This is a genomic window from Actinoallomurus sp. CA-142502, assembly GCF_050936355.1.
Lineage (GTDB): Bacteria > Actinomycetota > Actinomycetes > Streptosporangiales > Streptosporangiaceae > Actinoallomurus > Actinoallomurus iriomotensis.
Genome location: NZ_JBNJMY010000001.1, coordinates 9454820 through 9472577 on the forward strand (window position 1 = coordinate 9454820; position 17758 = coordinate 9472577).

Annotated in this window: 17 protein-coding genes; 7 read left to right on the forward strand and 10 right to left on the reverse strand. The window is 71.2% G+C overall.

Going from position 1 to position 17758, the window contains the following annotated elements; all coding sequences use genetic code 11:
• Positions 1-11: 11 nt before the first annotated feature.
• The 4 genes from ACQEV1_RS44110 (at position 12) to ACQEV1_RS44125 (ending at position 2507) form a co-directional block, all read left to right on the forward strand.
• Positions 12-191 carry a CopG family transcriptional regulator gene (locus tag ACQEV1_RS44110; protein ID WP_285627083.1) on the forward strand — a complete coding sequence of 60 codons (180 nt, stop codon included), beginning with the start codon at positions 12-14 and terminating at the stop codon, positions 189-191.
• 1 nt (position 192) lies between these two features.
• Positions 193-537 (forward strand): VOC family protein, encoded by a 345-nt coding sequence (locus tag ACQEV1_RS44115; RefSeq protein ID WP_285627081.1) that lies wholly within the window; start codon positions 193-195, stop codon positions 535-537.
• 89 nt (positions 538-626) lie between these two features.
• Positions 627-2240 (forward strand): DHA2 family efflux MFS transporter permease subunit, encoded by a 1614-nt coding sequence (locus tag ACQEV1_RS44120; protein WP_433402993.1) that lies wholly within the window; start codon positions 627-629, stop codon positions 2238-2240.
• 87 nt (positions 2241-2327) lie between these two features.
• Positions 2328-2507, forward strand: coding sequence for a hypothetical protein (locus tag ACQEV1_RS44125; protein ID WP_433402996.1), 180 nt, complete (start codon positions 2328-2330; stop codon positions 2505-2507).
• A 76-nt stretch (positions 2508-2583) separates the two neighbouring features.
• On the opposite strand, the gene ACQEV1_RS44130 is transcribed toward ACQEV1_RS44125, so the two are convergent.
• Complete coding sequence (locus ACQEV1_RS44130) at positions 2584-4194, reverse strand: SpoIIE family protein phosphatase (protein ID WP_433402998.1); 1611 nt, start codon at positions 4192-4194, stop codon at positions 2584-2586.
• A gap of 189 nt (positions 4195-4383) precedes the next feature.
• Between ACQEV1_RS44130 and ACQEV1_RS44135 the strand changes: the two genes are divergently transcribed.
• Entirely contained in the window at positions 4384-5193 is an 810-nt protein-coding gene (locus tag ACQEV1_RS44135) for an SAM-dependent methyltransferase (RefSeq protein WP_285627069.1), read from the forward strand.
• A 10-nt stretch (positions 5194-5203) separates the two neighbouring features.
• Here ACQEV1_RS44135 and ACQEV1_RS44140 read toward each other — a convergent pair whose 3' ends face one another.
• Both ACQEV1_RS44140 and ACQEV1_RS44145 read right to left on the reverse strand, forming a co-directional pair.
• On the reverse strand, positions 5204-6490 hold the full coding sequence (locus ACQEV1_RS44140; RefSeq protein ID WP_433403001.1) for a hydroxyacid-oxoacid transhydrogenase: 1287 nt from the start codon (positions 6488-6490) through the stop codon (positions 5204-5206).
• Between the two features lie 32 nt (positions 6491-6522).
• Entirely contained in the window at positions 6523-7599 is a 1077-nt protein-coding gene (locus ACQEV1_RS44145; protein WP_433403003.1) for a zinc-binding dehydrogenase, read from the reverse strand.
• A 66-nt stretch (positions 7600-7665) separates the two neighbouring features.
• Here ACQEV1_RS44145 and ACQEV1_RS44150 point away from each other — a divergent pair, with 66 nt between their 5' ends.
• Entirely contained in the window at positions 7666-8460 is a 795-nt protein-coding gene (locus ACQEV1_RS44150; RefSeq protein ID WP_433403006.1) for a helix-turn-helix transcriptional regulator, read from the forward strand.
• A gap of 6 nt (positions 8461-8466) precedes the next feature.
• Here the strand turns inward: ACQEV1_RS44150 and ACQEV1_RS44155 are convergent, their stop codons facing one another.
• The 4 genes from ACQEV1_RS44155 to ACQEV1_RS44170 are packed head-to-tail and all read right to left on the reverse strand — an operon-like array spanning position 8467 to position 13448.
• Positions 8467-8919, reverse strand: coding sequence for a hypothetical protein (locus ACQEV1_RS44155; RefSeq protein ID WP_433403009.1), 453 nt, complete (start codon positions 8917-8919; stop codon positions 8467-8469).
• Between the two features lie 2 nt (positions 8920-8921).
• Entirely contained in the window at positions 8922-9779 is an 858-nt protein-coding gene (locus ACQEV1_RS44160) for an ABC transporter permease (RefSeq protein WP_433403012.1), read from the reverse strand.
• Positions 9776-10705 (reverse strand): ABC transporter ATP-binding protein, encoded by a 930-nt coding sequence (locus tag ACQEV1_RS44165; protein ID WP_285627046.1) that lies wholly within the window; start codon positions 10703-10705, stop codon positions 9776-9778. Before ACQEV1_RS44165 ends, ACQEV1_RS44160 begins: the two co-directional genes overlap by 4 nt.
• Positions 10698-13448, reverse strand: a complete 2751-nt coding sequence (locus tag ACQEV1_RS44170) for a bifunctional YncE family protein/alkaline phosphatase family protein (RefSeq protein ID WP_285627043.1) — start codon at positions 13446-13448, stop codon at positions 10698-10700. The genes ACQEV1_RS44165 and ACQEV1_RS44170 overlap by 8 nt, the downstream gene beginning before the upstream one ends.
• 232 nt (positions 13449-13680) lie before the next feature.
• Between ACQEV1_RS44170 and ACQEV1_RS44175 the strand changes: the two genes are divergently transcribed.
• Positions 13681-14664 carry a sigma-70 family RNA polymerase sigma factor gene (locus ACQEV1_RS44175; RefSeq protein WP_285627030.1) on the forward strand — a complete coding sequence of 328 codons (984 nt, stop codon included), beginning with the start codon at positions 13681-13683 and terminating at the stop codon, positions 14662-14664.
• 16 nt (positions 14665-14680) lie between these two features.
• On the opposite strand, the gene ACQEV1_RS44180 is transcribed toward ACQEV1_RS44175, so the two are convergent.
• The 3 genes from ACQEV1_RS44180 to ACQEV1_RS44190 form a co-directional block, all read right to left on the reverse strand.
• Positions 14681-15529 carry a fumarylacetoacetate hydrolase family protein gene (locus ACQEV1_RS44180; protein ID WP_433403015.1) on the reverse strand — a complete coding sequence of 283 codons (849 nt, stop codon included), beginning with the start codon at positions 15527-15529 and terminating at the stop codon, positions 14681-14683.
• A 25-nt stretch (positions 15530-15554) separates the two neighbouring features.
• The gene (locus ACQEV1_RS44185) at positions 15555-16436 is read right to left on the reverse strand and encodes an alpha/beta fold hydrolase (protein ID WP_433403017.1); all 882 of its coding nucleotides are present in this window, start codon (positions 16434-16436) and stop codon (positions 15555-15557) included.
• A 132-nt stretch (positions 16437-16568) separates the two neighbouring features.
• On the reverse strand, positions 16569-17744 hold the full coding sequence (locus ACQEV1_RS44190) for an acyl-CoA dehydrogenase family protein (protein ID WP_433403019.1): 1176 nt from the start codon (positions 17742-17744) through the stop codon (positions 16569-16571).
• Positions 17745-17758 lie beyond the last annotated feature (14 nt).

Consider the following 17758-nt stretch of genomic DNA (forward strand, 5'->3'; position numbering starts at 1 on the left):
GCCTCGACATCATGGGTCACGAGGAGGTCAAGCAGTTCAATGTGTACCTGCCGATCGGACTGATCAGGCAGGTCAAGCATCACGCGATCGAGGCGGGCACGTCCCTGTCGGCGCTGGTCGCCGACGCGCTGCGCGCCTACCTCGACGACACTCACGGACAGCGACAGCAGTCTTCCGAAAAGGAGTCATGACATGGCGACCGAAGGGCTCGACGCGGTGTTCCTGGAGACCCGCAACTGGGGGAAGACCGCGAGGTTCTTCCAGGCACTGGGCTTCGAACTGGAAATCTCCGCCGGCGACGGCTCCGGTGTGTTCCGCAACGGCGAGGGTCCTTATCTCGTGGTCGCTGAGATCCCCGAGGATCGAGAGCCCCAGATGCAGGTCGCGCTGAAGGTGTCCGATGCGGACGAATTCCGTCACGATCCCGCCGTCGAGGTGGTGACCCCGTTCGAGGACACCCATTACGGCACCCGGGAGATGACCGTTCGCGACCCCGACGGGCGCGTCTGGAGCCTGCAAGCCCCCGCCGAGCACTGACACATGCCGGCGGTCCGGGCGAGCCGATCGGAACCGGCCGGCCCGGACCGCCGGCGACCGCGGTGGCCATGACCTACGGAGGGATACGGATGAACAGATGGCGCGGCGACCCCTGGGCTGTGCTGCTGACCCTCAGCCTGGGATTCTTCATGACGCTGCTGGACATCACGGTCGTCAACGTCGCCATCCCCAGCATGATCGATAAGCTGCACGCGTCGCTCGACGAGATGCTGTGGGTGATCAACGCCTACATCCTCGTTCTCGCCGCTCTGCTGATCACCTCCGGACGGCTGGGCGACGTGCGCGGGCCGCGCACCATGTTCATCGGAGGCGTCACGCTGTTCACGGTCGCGTCCGTGCTGTGTGGCCTGGCGCAGGATCCGGCCCAGCTCATCGCCGCCCGTGTCGCGCAGGGACTGGGTGCCGCGGCGCTGGTGCCGCAGACCATGACGATCATCATCGGCACGTTCCCGGCCGAGCGCCGCGGCACCGCACTCGGCGTCTGGGGCGCGGTCGCGGGCGTGGCCACGATCGCGGGACCCACACTCGGCGGGTTCCTCGTCAGCGCGGTCGGCTGGCGCTGGATCTTCTTCGTGAACGTTCCGATCGGCGCGGTCGTGCTCGCGATGGCCGTCGTGCTCGTGCCCGACGTCCGGCGCGGCGTCCGCCACAAGCTGGACGTGCCGGGCGTCGCGCTCGCCACGGCGACACTGTTCTGCCTGACCTTCGGGCTTACCGAGGGCCAGCGGTACGACTGGAACGCCGGTATATGGGCGCTGCTGGGCGGTGCCGCGCTGTTGCTGGTGGTGTTCCTGATCTACCAGGGCACCCGGCAGGATGACGAACCGCTGCTGCCCTTCGCACTCTTCCGCGACCGCGGTTACGCGGTCATGAGTTTCGTGTCCGCGACCGTCCAGGTCGGGATGATCGGGCTGTTCCTGCCGGTGATGATCTATCTGCAGTCGGTGCTGCACTTCAGTGCGCTCAATGCCGGTCTGGTGATGGCGCCGTCGATGGTGGTGTCGGCGTTCCTGTCGCCGGTCGCGGGCCGCATGTCGGACCGGATCGGCGGCAAGTACATCCTGATGACCGGCCTGAGCCTGTTCGCGGTCGGCATGGCCTGGCTCGCCCTGGTCACCGGCGTCGGCCGCGCGTGGTGGGAGTTCCAGCCCGCCCTCATCGTGGCCGGGTTCGGCATCGGCTGTGTGTTCGGCCCGATGGTCACGGTCGCGATGCGCAACGTGGAGCCCGCGATGGCCGGAGCCGCTTCCGGCGTGCTGAACACGATCCGGCAGATCGGCACGATCTCCGGCAGCGCCGCGGTCGGCGCGGTGCTGCAGAACCGTCTCGCCGCCTCACTTCACGCCGAGGCGGCCAAGCGGGGAGCCGGCCTTCCGGCGGGCGTCCGCGGCCGGTTCGTGGCCGGCTTCGACGATGCGGGGAAGGCAGGTCTGGAAGTCGGCGCCGGGCAGACCGGCGTGGTGCTGAAGCCGGCGCCGGGAACGCCGGCGAGTCTCGCCCGGCACATTCACCAGCTGGCCGCGTCGGTGTTCGAGCACGGCTTCGTCCACGCGATGCGGCCGACCCTGGCGCTGCCCATCGCCGTGATCTCGGTCGGTGTCGTCTCGTGCCTCTTGGTGCGACGCCGAGCGGCGGACAGCACGGCCGTCGTTCCGGACGCCGCCGACTCACCCGCCGTGTGATCGACTCTGGGCGGGTGGCACCACGCGGCCGGTACCCCTAGGGCACCGGCGACGAACGGATGGTGGGGCGACGACGAGCTCGTGTTGATGCCGGTTCACGCCGTGAGCCTCGTCGCGATGGGTCTGTGGCTGCTCGACAACTGCCACCTGGAGGCGTGCGCGACGACGGCTGCCGAGCTCGGCCAGTGGGACTTCCAGCTCGCGGTCGCGCCGGTCCGCTTCGCCGGTACGTCCGGCAGCCCGGTCAACCCGATCGCCACCTTCTGACCGCGGCACGCGCGCCCGGCGGTGTCGGCGCCCCTTCACCGTCCGGGAGTCGATCAGCCCTGCGCCGGGCTGCGGGTCACGGCTCCAGGCGGGCGAGGAGGAGGGTGGCGTCGTCGGCGCTGTCGCCGTTGTGCAGGTGCTTGACGATGGTGTCGCAGGTGCTCTCGAGGTCGGGGGACGCGCCGGGCAGGAGGGAGCGGAGTTCCGCCAGTCCCGCGTCCATGTCGCGCGTGCGGCTCTCGATCAGGCCGTCCGTGCAGAGGATCAGGGTGCTGTCCTCCGGCACCCGCAGTTCGAGCGCCTCGTAGCTGGCCTCTCCCACGCCCAGCGGCAGGCCCGGGGGCAGGTCGAGGATCCGGGACGAGCCGTCGGCAGCCGCGAGGACCGGCGGCACGTGACCCGCCCGGGCGATCGTGAGGACGCGGCGGCCCGGGTCGCAGAGGGCGTACACGCAGGTCGCGAACTGCGCCGTCGTCAGCTCCTGGGCGATCTCGTCCAGGTGGCCCAGGAGGTCGGCCGGGGGCAGGCCGAGGCGGGCCAGGATGCGCACGGCCGTACGGAGCTGGCCCATGACGAGCGCGGCGGCGGTGCCGTGGCCCATGGCGTCGCCGACGACGAGCCCGACCTTTCCGCCGGGCAGCGGGATCGCGTCGTACCAGTCGCCGCCGATCCGGCTGGTCTGCCCGGCGGGCAGGTAGCGGTGGGCGATCCGCATTCCCGGCGGCGTCTTGAGCGCCACCGGCAGCAGGCTGCGCTGGAGCGTCTTGGACGTGCGGCGTTCGCGGTCGTACAAGCGGCCGTTGTCCATGCAGACGGCGGCGTGGTCGGCGAGCCGGCGGGCGAGCCTGCCCTCGGCGGTGCCGAACGGCCGGTCGCCGGACCGGCGGGCGAGGACGGCGAAGCCGAGGACGTTGCCGCGCGCGATGAGCGGGACGGCCAGGAAGCTGTCGTAGTGCAGTGCCTCGTTGATGCGCGGCCGGATCGACAGCCGGTTCTTGAACCGGCCGAACGTCGTGCTGTCGAGCGCGGTGAAGACGATCGGGCGGCCGTTGGTCATGCTGCGGACGACCGGCGTGTCGGCCGGGAAGGCGATCACCTCGTCGGCGGGGAACGCCGAGGACCACTCGAGCTGCGTCACGTCGGAGACGCGCAGCGCCATCCGGCGTACGACGACACGGGCCTCGCTGTCCTCGTACGACGGAAGGTGGTCGTCGACCAGGAGGCGTTCGAGGAGGTAGACGCCGGCCCCGTAGCAGAGGCGGGACACGAGGACGTCGGCGAGCTCGCGGGCGGTCTGCCGCAGGTCCAGGGTCGCGCCGATGCCGAGCACCGCCTGGTCCGGGTCCTCGGGCGGGGCGTCCCGGTGCGGCAGCGCGCTGATCCCGACGCTGACCTCGCCGGTGGGCTCGATCACCGGCTCCCAGCGGAACTCCACCGGGACGACGGTTCCGCCGGGGAGCCGTACGGGCAGTGAGCCCACGGAGGCCGTTCCCGCGGCGGCGCGTGTGACGGCGGCGTCGAACGCCTCGCGATGCTCGCCGCCGAGGACCGCGTCGCACAGGTCGCGCCCGCGCACCTCGGCGTCGGTCCGGCCGAACAGCTCGGCCGCCGCCGGACTCCAGCGCAGCACGTGACCGGTCGCCGCCACACCTAAGGTGACGAGCGCGCTCAGCCCGGGGACGGTCACTCGATCCTCCTCAGCGCGCGTGTCAGCGGCGGAAATCATCCACTCCGGCATTGGCATTTGCCGAACTATATTCGCATAAGTGGCGCTGCCATCGACCTGTGCCGCGCCAGCCTTTAGGCTGACTCGGGGCCGGGCGTTCTGTCAGCGTTCCGGCCGAGCCCATGACCCCGGTACACGAATGGCAGGCACGTGGAGCACGAGAGCTGGGCACCTCCGGAAGTCGACGTCGAGCGCGCCAACGTGGCCCGGATCTATGACGCTCTGCTCGGCGGCTCGCACAATTTCGCCGTCGATCGGGACGTCGCGAGCGCACTGACCGCGATCGAGCCGTCATCACGCGAGGCCGCACGCGCGAATCGGCAGTTTCTCGGCCGGGCGGTCAGGTTTCTCGTCAAGTCTGGAATTCGGCAGTTCCTTGACATCGGGTCCGGCGTTCCGACCTTGGGAAACGTCCACGAGATCGCGCAGTCGGCCGCCCCGGACGCCCGCGTGGTGTACGTCGACACGGACCCGGTCGCCATCGCGCACAGCAAGTCGATCCTGGCCGGCAACGACCAGGCCACGATCGTCCAGGCGGACCTGCGCGAGCCCGACGTGATCCTCTCCCACCCCGACGTCAAGCGGCTCATCGACTTCGACCGGCCGGTGGGGCTCCTGCTCGTCGCGGTGCTGCACTTCATCACCGAGGAGGAGCACCCCGGCGACCTGGTGCGGCGGCTGGCGGACGCCCTGGTGCCCGGCAGCCACCTGGTCATCTCGCACGCGACGCTCGACGGCCGCGCGCCCCAGGTGAACGAGGCCGTCGAGAAGCTGTACTCCCGCACCTCGGCGCCGGGCCGGCCCCGTGACCACGCGAGCGTCAAGGCGTTCTTCGACGGCTTCGAGATCCTCGAGCCGGGCCTGGTCTACCTCCCGCAGTGGCGCCCGGAGGAGGGCGACCTGACGTTCGAACGGCCCGAGCAGGCGTGGGGCTACGCCGGAGTCGGCCTCAAGACCTGACCCCGGCGGGTCACCAGAGGGCCAGGGACCGGGTGAGGATGTCCGCGATGTCCTCCTCGGTCGCCTCGCGCGGCGCGGTGGCCAGCAGGCGCTGCTGTTTCAGCGTGCCCGCGACCAGGTCCGGCACGTCGGACTCGGTGTAGCCGGTCGCCCCGATCCCGTTCGGCAGGCCGATGTCGCGCATCAGGCGCAGCAGGGCGGCAGGGAGGTGCTCCGACGGGTCGCCGCCGTGGTCGAGTTCCGGGTCGAGCAGTTCGGCCGCGCGCACGTGCCGGTCCGGGCCGGCCTCGAAGGTGAACCGGAACGCCTCCGGCGCCGTCAGTGCCACGGCCATTCCGTGCGGCACCATCGGTTCCTCGTCCGGGTAGCCGTCGGGGTGGAAGTCCTTGACCTGGCCGGCGATCGGGTAGGCGTTCGCGTGCGGGAGGTGCACGCCGGCGTTGCCGAAGCCGAGCCCGGCGAAGGTCGCGGCGAGGGCCATCTCCGTACGGGCCGTCATGTCGTCGCCGTCGCGTACGGCGGTGCGGAAGGACCGGGCGATCAGCCCCAGGGCGCGCTCGGACCACATGTCGGCGACGGGGTTGGCACCGCAGTACGGCACGCGCTGCTCGGGCCGCTTGCGCTCGTAGGAGGTGTACGGCCGGGCCGTGTAGCTCTCCAGCGCGTGGCAGACGATGTCCATGCCGGCCGCGGCGGTGACCCCGGCCGGCTGGCTGCGGGTGAGCTCCGGGTCGACCACCGCGAGCGTGGGCCGCAGGCGCGGATGGCTGATGCCGGTCTTGACCCGCAGGGCCAGGACGTCGAGCACGCAGACGGTCGTGCTCTCCGCGCCGGTGCCGGTCGTGGTCGGCACGGCCACCAGCGGGTTCAGCGGACGCGCCGGGGCGCGCCCGGCCCCGATCGGCGGGTTGAGGTAGTCGGCCAGTTCACCGTCGTTGGTGGTCAGCAGGTTGATCGCCTTCGCGGTGTCGATGCTCGACCCGCCGCCGACCGCGACGATGGCGTCCCACGGGCCGGTCTCGCGGGCGTACGCGACGGCCTCCTTCATCGAGGCGTCCGTCGGCTCGACGTGGACCCGGTCGAAGACCTCCGCCTCGATCCCGTACGCCTTCATCTGCTCGGCGACCCGCTGCGGGCCGCCGGTGGCGGCCACCCCGGGGTCGGTGACCACCAGGACGCGCCGCGCGCCGTACTGGCCGAGGTCGTAGCCGATCTCCGCGGAGGAACCGGCGCCGAACTTCAGCTGCGGCGCGCCGTAGGTGAACACCGACTCGGGGTTACCAGGCAAAAGAGGCATATTTCGGATCTTCCGGATCCCGTCGTTCCATGTCAACGCATGGCGGCGTCCGGGATGAGCACGGCGAACTCCGGTCCGGACGCCCCGGCCGCCAGCTTGATCGCGCCGGCCGGGTCGTCCAGGCCGACCGTGCGCGGTTCCAGGACGTCCAGGTTCAGCGTTCCGGCGGCGACCATGCGCCACACGTCGAGGACGGTCTCCGGCGGGGACATCCACGAGCCGCGCACCGTGAGGCGCCGACGCATGATCTCGCCGTACGGCAGCGGCAGGTCCTGCCGCACCCCGCCGATCAGCGCCATCGTCCCGCCCGGACGCAGGGCGTCGAAGCCGGTCAGCGTCGGCTCCGGGCCGGGCACGGAGCCGAGAGCGTCGATCACCACGTCCACCTCGCCGATCGCGGCGGCGTCGCGGGCCCGGTCCCCGGTGAATGCCACGGTCCGCACGCGCGGGTCCATCCCGGCGAGCCGGTCCAGGACGGCGGTGTTGCGGCCGACCGCCACGACCCCGGCGGCCCCGCGGGCCAGCGCGGTCAGCAGGGTCGCCACGCCCAGTTGGCCGGTGCCGCCGATGACCGCGACGGTCTGGCCGGGCCGCTGACCGGCACTGTTCAGCCCCTCGGCCGCGATGGCGAACCACCCCAGGACGGCCAGCCGGTCGAGCCGCGCGTACTCCTCGGCGCCGGCCAGCCGTACGACGGTCTCCTTGGGGCACAGGGCGCGCTCGGCCCAGAGCCCGTGGCGCCACACCGCCCGCATCGCGGTGGTCGTCGCGGTCGCCCTGCCCCGTCCGCCCACGCCTGTCCAGCCGACGAGGATCTCCTGCGGTCCGTCCGTCTCGCCGGAGCTCAGCAGCGGGTTGATCATCACGATGTCACCCGGCGCGACGTTGAAGACGTCGTCGGCCACGGACTCGACCCGTCCGATGCCGCCCGCGCCGAGGACGAGCGGCGTCGGGATGGCGCCCCGCGCCCCCTGCGAGAGGGCCTCGGTATAGGCGGGCAGGTACGCGGCGAGCACGCTGACGATCACGCCGCCGCCGCGCGGCGCCGGCTCCGGCACCTCCGCCAGCCGTATCGGTCGTCCTGCTTCTTCCAGTGTCCATGCACGCATACCGACCAGTCTGTGAGCGTCTCAACCTGGTATCCAGAGCCGGTTTATTCTGGAACTGTGACTACCGTGACCACTCGCGTCCTGCGCCGGCGCGAGCTCGGCACCTTCCTGCGCAGCCGCCGCGAGCGCGTCTCCCCCGCCGAGGCAGGGCTGCCGACGACGGGCCGGCGCCGCACCCCCGGGCTGCGGCGCGAGGAGATCGCCCTGCTCGCGGGCATCAGCGCCACCTGGTACACCTACCTGGAGCAGGGCCGCGACGTCCGCCCCTCCGGCCAGGTGCTCGAGGCGCTCGCCAGGGCGCTGCGGCTCAGCCAACACGAGCGCGACCACCTGTTCCACCTGGCCGGCGACACCCCGGCCGAGCAGGCCGACGAGCCCGAGCCGCTCGCCCCCGGCGTCGCCGGCGTCCCGGCGCTGGTCGAGCCCAACCCGGCGTACGTCACGGGCATGCGCTACGACGTGCTGTGCCACAACGCGGCCGCCGCGGAACTGCTCACCGGCATCGACACGTCACCCGAGCCCAACCTGGCCCGCTGGGTGTTCACCGAACCCGCGGCGCGGCGGGTCCTGGTCGACTGGGAACAGGAGGCGCAGAACGTCCTGGCCCGCCTGCGCGCCGCCGCCGGCCGTCACCCGGACCATCCCCGCTTCGCCCGCCTGGTCGACGAGCTGCACGCGGAGAGCCCGGAGGTACGCGCCTGGTGGCCCCGCTACGACATCCAGAGCAGCCGGGCCGGCACCAAGCGGCTGCGCCACCCGAGGCTCGGCGTCATCACCCTGGCGCACACCGCGTTCCACGTCGCGGAGCGGCCGGAGCAGACCCTGGTGATCTACTCCGGCCTGCCCGCGACCCGGTCCTGATCCGGGTCAGGTGGTGTCGAAGCAGCCGTCGAACTCCCACAGCGGGTTGGTCACCGTGGCGCCGTCCGCAGCCGTGATGAGCTGCTGCCCGTTGAGGTCGACCGGCCCGTCGCCGTCCGCCGTGTAGCAGCCGTTGGTCTGGACGTGCACCTGGTACTGCGCGTTCACCGCGATGTTCGGCCCGGTGTTGAACCAGGTCACCGTGCAGGTCCAGTCGTTGCCCGCGCCGCTGTCGGCGGTCTGCGCGTCCCCGCGCGAGCAGTCGGCCTTCGAGTTCAGCGACGCCGCGGTCACCTTGCGGCCGCGGAGCGACTGCTGGATGACGTACAGGTTGGCGAACGTCGGCGCGACCGCGTGGTCCAGCCGCGCCTTGGTGATGCCGGACGAACCGCAGCCGGAGACGCCGACGAGGACGGCGGCCGCGACCGCGGCGGCGCGCCCCAGGGCACCCGAACGCATGATCAGCCTCCCGTGATGTCGCGACGGCGCAGCAGCGCGTACGCGCCGCCGACGCACAGGACGAAGTAGCCCGCGCACACGATCGCGCCCTGGACCAGCGGCCCGTAGAACGGCGTCGCCGTGAACAGGCCGTGCCACGCGCCGAACGGCGTCGTCAGCAGCAGCGCGCGGACGGCCGCCGGCGCGTTGACCAGGGACGCCAGCTGCATCACCAGCCCGACCACGACCGGCCCGCCGACGCCGACCGCGCTGCTGCGGCTCGCCACCGAGAGCAGCAGCCCGAGCGCGGTGAAGCCCAGCACCGGCAGCAGCGTCGTCGCCCAGCTCTCCAGCACGAGCACCGTGCTGTGCCCGGGTGACAACAGCGTCCCCGACAGGCCGATCAGCGGCTGCCGGCCGACCACCAGCACGCCCGCGGCCAGGCTCGACAGCCCGAGCAGCACGGTCGCGGCCACCGAGAACGTCAGCGCGGCCAGGGTCTTGCCGGCGAAGATCTGGGACCGCCCGCAGGACCGGGTCAGGATCGTCTTCCAGGTCCCGTACCGGTCCTCGCACGCGAAGATGTCACCGGCCACCACGCTGGTGACCGCCGGCAGCGCCCACTGCCCGGCGAACCCGAGCACGACGAGCGGGACGGAGAAGCCCGAGTCGTGCACCCACCGGCCGAACAGGGTGTCCTGTGGCGTGTTGCTCTGCACGTTCAGCGCCGCCACGAACAGGAACGGGGCGAGCAGGCACAGCCCGAACACCACCTGCGCCTTCACCTGCCGGCTGAGCTTGATCAGCTCCCACCGGTAGACGACCCACGCCCCGGCCCGCGCCGCCGGGCGCGTCTCCGTGCGCTCCGCGACCGCCGTCACGGTCCCTCCTTGGTCGGTACGCCGCGTTCTTCGGCGTCGCTCTCGGTCAGGCGGAAGAACAGCGCCTTCAGTGCCGAGGACTCCAGGTCCAACCGGCGTACGGCGACGCCGTCCCGGCCGAGCGCGATCACGTACGCGTCGAGCTGCTCGCGCTGCGCGTGCACGAGCAGCCCGTCGCCCTCGGCCCGTACCTCGACGCCGGGGCCCGCCAGGGCGAGCGCCCGCTCGTCGTCGCTCGTGGCCAGCCGGAACGCCGGGTCGGGCGCCTTGTCCCGCAGCTCGTCCATCGTCCCGTCGAAGACCACCTGCCCCGCTCGCATGATCGTGACGTCGTCACAGAGGTCCTCGACCTCGTCCATGTCATGGCTGCTCAGCAGCACCGTCACGCCGTCCTCGGCGAGGCGGGCGATCAACGCGCGCATGTCGCGCATCCCGGCCGGGTCGAGGCCGCTCGCCGGCTCGTCCAGGATCAGCAGCCTCGGGTCGCGCAGCAACGCCGCCGCGATGCCCAGCCGCTGCCGCATGCCGACGGAGTAGCCGCCGACCCGCGCTCCGGCGCTGTCGCTCAGGCCCACCACCTCGAGTGAGGTGTCGATCCGCGCCCTCGCGCCGCCGCCGTCGAGGTCGGCGAGCAGCGCGAGGTTGCGCCGCCCCGACAGGTACGGGTAGAAGCGCGGAGCCTCCACGAACCCCGCGACCCCGTCGAGCGACCCGCCCTGTTGTCCAAGAATTCTGATAGTGCCCGCGTCGGGGCGTACGAGACCCATGAGCATGGTCAGGAGAGTGGTCTTGCCGGCCCCGTTCGGGCCGACCATTCCGTGGACCCGGCCGGGGCCGACCCGAAGGTCGACCCCGGCCACGGCCGTCGTGTCCTCGAAGCGCTTGACCAGACCGTGCGCCTCGACGGCGGGTTGATTGTCAGCCATTCGCCTTGTGCGGTGTCTGGGCCCGGCTCGACGGCAGGTCGTTGTCCACCGAGTTGGGCGCCGTGGTCTGCGGGAACTTCTTCAGGACCTCATCCGGCGTCATGACCTTGGAGTCGCCCGGGTACGGCCGCTTCCAGCCGGTCGTGGCGTACCAGGTCATCCGGTTGAAGGGCGCGAACGCCAGCTGGTCCTCCGAGCGGAAGTCCTGCTTCTCCGACCACTCCAGCCAGGTCTTCTGCATCGGGTTCGTGGCCTGCGCGGCCGTGACGTTCATGGTGTCGAGCGGGATGTTGTTCGGCAGCACGTCGAACGGCTGGTAGTTCGGCGTGTCGCTGAACGCGCCGTACATCGGCTCGGCCGCCATGTCGAGCTGGTTCATCGGCGGGAGGCCGAGGATCTGCTCGATCGTCCGGACCACGTTCTCCTGGCTGTAGTAGGTGTGGTCGACCGCGCCGTGCCGCGCGTACGGGCTCGCGATGTACACCGGGGCGCGGTGCCCGTCGACGTGGTCGATGCCGTTCTGCGAGTCGTCCTCGACGACGAAGACCGCACTGTCCTTCCAGTACTTCGAGTGCGAGATCGTGTCGATGATGCGGCCCGTGGCCAGGTCGTTGTCGGCGACCATGGCGGACGGGATCGGGTAGCCCGCGTTCAGGCCGTTGGTGTGGTTGTCCATCACCCACAGCATGTTGAGCGACGGCAGCTTCCCGTCCTTCTCGTACTGCTTGAAGTCCCGCTCGAACAGGTCCGCGCGGTACTGGTCGGTGATGTTCGTCTGGAAGTTCGGGAAGTCACGGGAGAGGATCTTGTCCAGCGACGGCACGTCGGCCGTGGTCTGGCAGTACCCCACCGGCACGTGCGGCGTGCCCGTGGCCTTGCCCTCCAGGATCTGCGAGTCCTTGTACCAGTCCGTCCACGTACCCGGGCAGGTGGACTTGTCCGGGCCGTTCCAGAACTCGGCGTACTCCCCCCAGACGTGGGCGGTCAGGCCGTGCGCCTGGGCGTTGTCCCACAGGAACCCGGACTTGGGGTAGACCATCGCGTCCGGCTGCCCGTAGGAGCGGGTGTAGTTGGCGTAGGACCGCTCCAGGTAGTCGTTCACGAAGCCCGCGTCGAGCCAGGTGTGACCCACCGCGGAGTTGGTCCCCTCGGAGTACAGGTCGTCGATCAGCGGGAACTGCTTGGCGAGCGCGTGCGCGTTCGGCGTGACGTTCTGCCCGAACTGCGCGTAGTCGGGCTTGCCGTTGCCCCGCGGGTCGTCGCCCAGCACCTGGTCGTACGTCCGGTTCTCCTGCACGATCACGAAGACGTGCTTGATCTTCGACGGGTCGCCGGTGCGGAGCGGCACCGCGACCGGGCTCGCGTGCCCGGAGCCCTGCTTGTTGCGGTCCTTCAGGCCGTACCACCGGTTGTTGGCGAAGACCTGCGCGGTGTACTTGGCGATCTGCTGCCGGGTCGGCGTGGCGACGATGCCGATCGTGCCCACGTCGGCGAACACCTGACGGCCGGTCGCCGGGGTGGTGCCGGGCCCCTCGCTGATCGTGCCGTCCTTGCCGAGCGCGCCGACGCCGGCCTGGTTGGCGACGATGAGCCGGTTCAGCGCCTTGTCCCAGTGCAGGGTGCCCGGGTACCAGGCGGTGGGGATCAGGCCGTCGAAGCTCGCCGGCCGGCGCGCCCCGCGGTACTCGTACACCGCCAGCGCGTTGTCCCGGCCCAGGCTCACCGCGAGGTGGGAGGAGTCGAGGAACTCCAGGGCGTTCGGTGAGCTGCCGAACGGCTGGCCGGGCAGGGGGTTGACGTTGAGGGTCTGCGCGACGCGGCCCTTCGCCGTGTCGATGATCGACACGGTGTCGTCGCTGGAGTTGGTGACCAGCAGGTCGGTGCCGTGGGCGAGCAGGCTGCTCGGGTCGAGGCCGACCTTGTAGGTGTTGACCACCTGGTTCGTCGCCAGGTCGATCTCGGAGACGGTCCCGGTGTCGGCCCGGCCGTCTCTCTTGTCCGCGACCACCGGCGAGTCGTAGCTGAGGTTGGTGAAGTCCTTGTCGGTCGGCGTACGGCCGCCCTCGTTGCTGACGAACGCGTGGTTCCCGATGAGGACGATGTCCCGGGGAGCCACTCCGACCTTGGTCGGCGCGCTGAACGTACCCGAGGCGGGGTCGAGTACGGCCACGCGGTCCCAGCCGTCGAGAACCGTGATGATGTGCGTGCCGTCGGGCGCCCACACCATCCCGGACGGGAGTGGCGCCGCGGCGGCGCCGGCGGGGTTCTTCGGCACGTCGGCGTCGGCCGGGATCTTGATGACGCTCGGGATGCTCAGCGTGCCGTCCGCGGCGACCGAGAACTTCAGGATGTCGGTGGTCTGCGTGGCGTACAGCGTGTTGCCGTCCGGGGAGTACAGCAGGCCGACCACGCCGACGTTGCCGGCGCCGGTGCCCTTGGGCGGGGTGTACTGCTGCAGCACCTTGTGGTTGACCAGGTCGACGACCGTGAACAGGCCGCTTCCGGACTTGGTGAGGTCGACGGCGGTCTTGCCGTCCGGCCGGACGGCCAGGTCCATCGGCCGGCCGGTCTGCTCGATGCTCACGCCCGCGGGCGTGACGTACTGGTTGTCAGGGTTGAGCACGGACCCGTCGCTCTGCCGTCCGACCAGGTGGTCCGACAGCGGCTTGTTCTGACTGGACGCGCTCGCGGCGTACGCCGCCGTCGAGGTCGCGAGCACCGCCGCGGCCCCGAGCACCGACATGGTGAAAGATCTTCGACGCAACGCTCCCCCTCGTGGCATGTCGCCATGCCGCCGGGAATCTTGGTGAACAGTGAGGAACTTAACCCACATTTACGTGAAGATCGAGTGAAATCTAACGCGATTGTCACATCTTTCTGGCCAGAACCTGACTGCTCTTGACTCGGCCGGGGTGTCAGTGGCACCGCCTACCATGGGCCGCCCGACGCACGCCGTTCCCGGAGGTGGTCCCCCTATGGTCGACATGGCCGACGTCATCACAGCTCAGCCCCACCCCGACGAGCTCGAGGCGTACCGGGTGCAGCTGACGGGCTACTGCTACCGCATGCTCGGCTCGCCCTTCGAGGCGGAGGACGCCGTCCAGGAGACGCTAGTACGGGCGTGGCGCGGGCTCGACCGCTTCGAGGGACGCTCGGCGTTGCGGTCGTGGCTGTTCCACATCGCCACCAACGTCTGCTTCGACCTGCTCAAGGGGCGCGGACGCCGCGCCCGGCCGATCGACCTCGGTCCCGCGTGGGAGGGCTCCGCGCTCGGCCCTCCGCTCGCCGAGTCGACCTGGGTCGAGCCGGTGCCGGACGCCCGCGTCCTGCCGGGCGGTGGCGGCGACCCCGCCGACGAGGCGGTCTCGCGCGAGACCGTCCGCCTGGCCTTCGTCGCCGCGCTGCAGCACCTGCCGCCCCGCCAGCGCGCGGTGCTGATCCTGCGCGAGGTCCTGCGCTGGAAGGCCGCCGAGGTGGCCGAGCTGCTCGGCACCTCACCGGCCTCGGTCAACAGCGCCCTTCAGCGGGCCCGCGCGACGCTCGACGACCTCGGCCTCGACGACTCCTCCGACCTCCAGCCGCTGGACGCCGCGCAGCGTTCACTGGTGACGCGCTACTGCGACGCCTTCGAGCGCTACGACCTCGACGCGCTCGTCGCGCTGCTGCACGAGGACGCCACCCAGTCGATGCCGCCCTACGACATGTGGGTCCGGGGTCCCGCCCGCATGCGCGAGTGGTGGAGCGGGCCGGGCATCGAGTGCCGGGGCTCCCGGCTGCTGCCGACGGCGGCCAACGGTTCCCCCGCCTTCGGCGGATACCGCCCCAGCGGGCCGGGCGGCCGCCACGAGCCGTTCTCCCTGCACGTACTGGAGTTCCGCGGCGACCGCCTGATCCGCCTCAACTACTTCCTGGACGTCGACCGGCTGTTCCCGCTCTTCGGCCTGCCGGCCCACCTTTGATCCCCGCTCGGCGCGGTCAGCTCGCGGCGACGAAGCGCTGCCGCAGCTCGCCGATGCCGCTGACGTGGCTGACCAGTTCGTCGCCCGGCGCCAGCCAGCGCTGGGGGGTGCGGCCGAGCCCGACGCCCGCGGGCGTGCCGGTGAAGATGACGTCGCCCGGGAGCAGCGGCGTCACCGCGGACAGCTTGGCGATCAGCTGCGGCACGGGGAAGATCATTTCCGAGGTACGGCTCTTCTGCACGGTCTCGCCGTTGATCGCGCAGCCGAGCTCGAGGTCGTCCGGATCGTCGAACTCGTCCACGGTGACCAGGCAGGGGCCGATCGGGCCGAAGCCGGGATAGGACTTGCCGAGGCTGAACTGCGGCGGCGTGGCCGCCATCTGCAGCACCCGCTCGGACAGGTCCTGCCCGACCGACAGCCCGGCCACGTGGGACCAGGCGTCGCCGGCAGCGACGTCGCGGGCGGGCTCGCCGATGACGGCGACCAGCTCGACCTCCCAGTCGACGTTCCCGCCGGGCGGGATGACGACCTCCGTGTACGGGCCGGTGATGCTGGAGACGAACTTCGTGAAGACCGGCGGCTCGGTGTCCGGCGGCACGAATCCGGACTCGGCGGCGTGCTCGTCGAAGTTCAGGCCGATCGCGAACACCTGCCGGGGGGCCGGGACGGGCGAGCCGAGGGCTCGCGGGTCGTAGGCCTGCCCGGCCGGCAGGCTCGCCCGGCCCGCCCACGCGGTGAACTCGGCCCACCGCTGGTAGACGGCCTGCGGGTCCGGGCCGAACCGGCCGCCGCTGGCCGTCTCGACGTCGACGGCCAGCCCGCCGTCGAGGACGGCCAGGCGGCCGGAGAGATTCGCGATGCGCACGTCGGCTCCAGGGTGCTCGCGCCGGTCACAGCTCGCCGGCGATGAATCCGGTGACCAGGTACTCGAACTTCTCGGGGTGTTCGATCTGCGTCCAGTGTCCGCACTGGCCGAGTACGTACAGATTGGCGCTGGGGATGTGGGTGGCGAAGTAGGTGCTCGCGGCGAGCGGGATGATCCGGTCGTCCCGGCCGTGGACGACCAGCACGTCGTGCTCGATGGTGGCGAGTTCGTCCGGGTGGAAGAACCGCCGCGCCGGGGCCATGTTGAAGCTGCCGGCGTGGGAGCGCCGCACGTCCTCGCGCACGACGTAGGACATCCGCTCGGCGACGACCTGGTCGATGCGACCGGACAGCGGCTCCAGGTCGTACACGAACTGCCGCAGCAGCTCCCGCAGGCTTTCGTGCGTGGGGTCCGCGTAGAACTCGCGCAGGTGCCGCAGGCCGGGACTGGCCGGCAGGTCCGGCGCTCCCCCGCTGCCCATGAGCACGACCTTGCCGACCTTCTCCGGCGCCTGGAGCACCATGAGCAGGGCGATCGAGCCGCCCATGGAGTTGCCGACGAGGTGCACCTTCGCCAGGCCCAGCACGTCGAGCAGGCCGAACAGCGCCGCGGTACGGACCTCGTTGAACGCGGCCATGCCCTGGGGCGCCGGGTCGGGATGGCTGGAGTCGCCGAAGCCGATCATGTCGGGGGCGATGCAGTAGAACGAGGAACCGAGGTCGGCGATGATCCGCTCCCAGTTGGACAGGCCCGTGGCGCCGGGGCCCGACCCGTGCAGGAACAGGATCGCCTCGTCGGCGGGCGTCCCCGCCTCGTGGAGCCGGAACGTCAGGTCGCCGACCTTCACGTCCCGGCTGGTGACACGCGCGCTGCTGTGCTTGCCGGTTCCCTCACTTCGTTCGGTCACGGGGCCTCCTTCGTCGGCCCCGTGCCCAAGGTGCTGTGCCTGCCGGTTCCCTCACTTCGTTCGGTCACGGGGCCTCCTTCGTCGGCCCCGTGCCCAAGGTGCTGTGCTTTCCGGTTCCCTCACTTCGTTCGGTCACAGGTGCACCTCCGGGAGGTTGCCGCTGCCGAGCCGCCGGCCGGCGAAGGCGTTGCCGAGCGGCTCCTCCACCAGGAAGGCGTGGCCGATCGCGGCCATGACGTCCTGGTAGGCGCGGTGCAGCGGGTGGTCGACGTAGGCGGCCCGGCCGCTGGCAGTCCGCATCAGGCTGACGATCTCATCCACCGCGACCTGCGCCGCGTGGGCCACGTCCCAGCGGTAGAACGCCCGCTCTTCCTTGCCGGGGACGGCGCCCGCCTCGGCGGCGGCGGTGAGTTCGGTGGCGGCGCGGCGCAGCTTCAGCTCGGCGGCGTCGACGGCCCAGGCCGCCTTGGCGAGGTGGTTCTGTACGACGGGTTCGTCGCGGAGGACGCCGCCGTAGTTGGTACGGCGGTTCCTGGTCTCGGCGGTCCAGCGGTCGAGGAAGCCCTTGGCGGCGCCCACCGCCGCGGCCGAGATGATGGCGCCGAAGACCACCGCCCACGGCAGCCGGTACAGCGGGCCGTCGTTGACGGCCTGCCCCGGCAGGGGCGTGCCGAGACCGTGCGTGTAGTCCAGGTGCGACTGGGCCCGGTACGCCGGGACGAAGACGTTGTCGACGACGACGTCGTTGCTGCCCGTGCCCCGCAGGCCGGCGGTGTTCCAGGTCTGGTCGATCGTGTAGTCGCCCTTGGCCACGACCACCGAGGTGAAATCGCCGTACTCCCTGCCGTCGAACTCGCGGGTGCCGGCGATGCCGCCGAGGATGATCGCGTCCGCGTGGTGGGAGCCGGAGGAGAACGACCAGCGTCCGGAGACCGCGAATCCCCCCTCGACCGCCTCGACCTTGCCGGTCGGAGTGTACGAGGACGCGATGACCAGCGCCGGGTCGTCACCCCACAGCTCGGCCTGGGCCCTCTCGTCGAAGAGCGCGATCTGCCACGGGTGGACGCCCACGACCGAGGCCACCCAGCCGGCGGCGGGCGAATGACGGCCGATCTCCACGATGGTGGCGAGGTACTCGGCGAAGGGCACTTCACCGCCGCCCCAGCGCTTGGGTTGCAGCGCGCGCAGGACGCCGATCCGCTGCAGCTGGGCCCACGCCTCGTCGCTGAGGTAGCCGAGCCTGGCGCTGTCGGCGTCGCTGGCCGCCAGCGCCGGCCCGGCCTCGCGGGCGCTGTCGAGGATGCTCATGTCTGTTCTCACTT

Bases quoted from the DNA above. Each gene is read 5' to 3' on its own strand.
- ACQEV1_RS44110 (WP_285627083.1), top strand. From the start codon at position 12: ATGGGTCACGAGGAGGTCAAGCAGTTCAATGTGTACCTGCCGATCGGA.
- ACQEV1_RS44115 (WP_285627081.1), top strand. From the start codon at position 193: ATGGCGACCGAAGGGCTCGACGCGGTGTTCCTGGAGACCCGCAACTGG.
- ACQEV1_RS44120 (WP_433402993.1), top strand. From the start codon at position 627: ATGAACAGATGGCGCGGCGACCCCTGGGCTGTGCTGCTGACCCTCAGC.
- ACQEV1_RS44125 (WP_433402996.1), top strand. From the start codon at position 2,328: ATGCCGGTTCACGCCGTGAGCCTCGTCGCGATGGGTCTGTGGCTGCTC.
- ACQEV1_RS44140 (WP_433403001.1), bottom strand. From the start codon at position 6,490: ATGCCTCTTTTGCCTGGTAACCCCGAGTCGGTGTTCACCTACGGCGCG.
- ACQEV1_RS44145 (WP_433403003.1), bottom strand. From the start codon at position 7,599: ATGCGTGCATGGACACTGGAAGAAGCAGGACGACCGATACGGCTGGCG.
- ACQEV1_RS44155 (WP_433403009.1), bottom strand. From the start codon at position 8,919: ATGCGTTCGGGTGCCCTGGGGCGCGCCGCCGCGGTCGCGGCCGCCGTC.
- ACQEV1_RS44165 (WP_285627046.1), bottom strand. From the start codon at position 10,705: ATGGCTGACAATCAACCCGCCGTCGAGGCGCACGGTCTGGTCAAGCGC.
- ACQEV1_RS44170 (WP_285627043.1), bottom strand. From the start codon at position 13,448: ATGTCGGTGCTCGGGGCCGCGGCGGTGCTCGCGACCTCGACGGCGGCG.
- ACQEV1_RS44175 (WP_285627030.1), top strand. From the start codon at position 13,681: ATGGTCGACATGGCCGACGTCATCACAGCTCAGCCCCACCCCGACGAG.
- ACQEV1_RS44190 (WP_433403019.1), bottom strand. From the start codon at position 17,744: ATGAGCATCCTCGACAGCGCCCGCGAGGCCGGGCCGGCGCTGGCGGCC.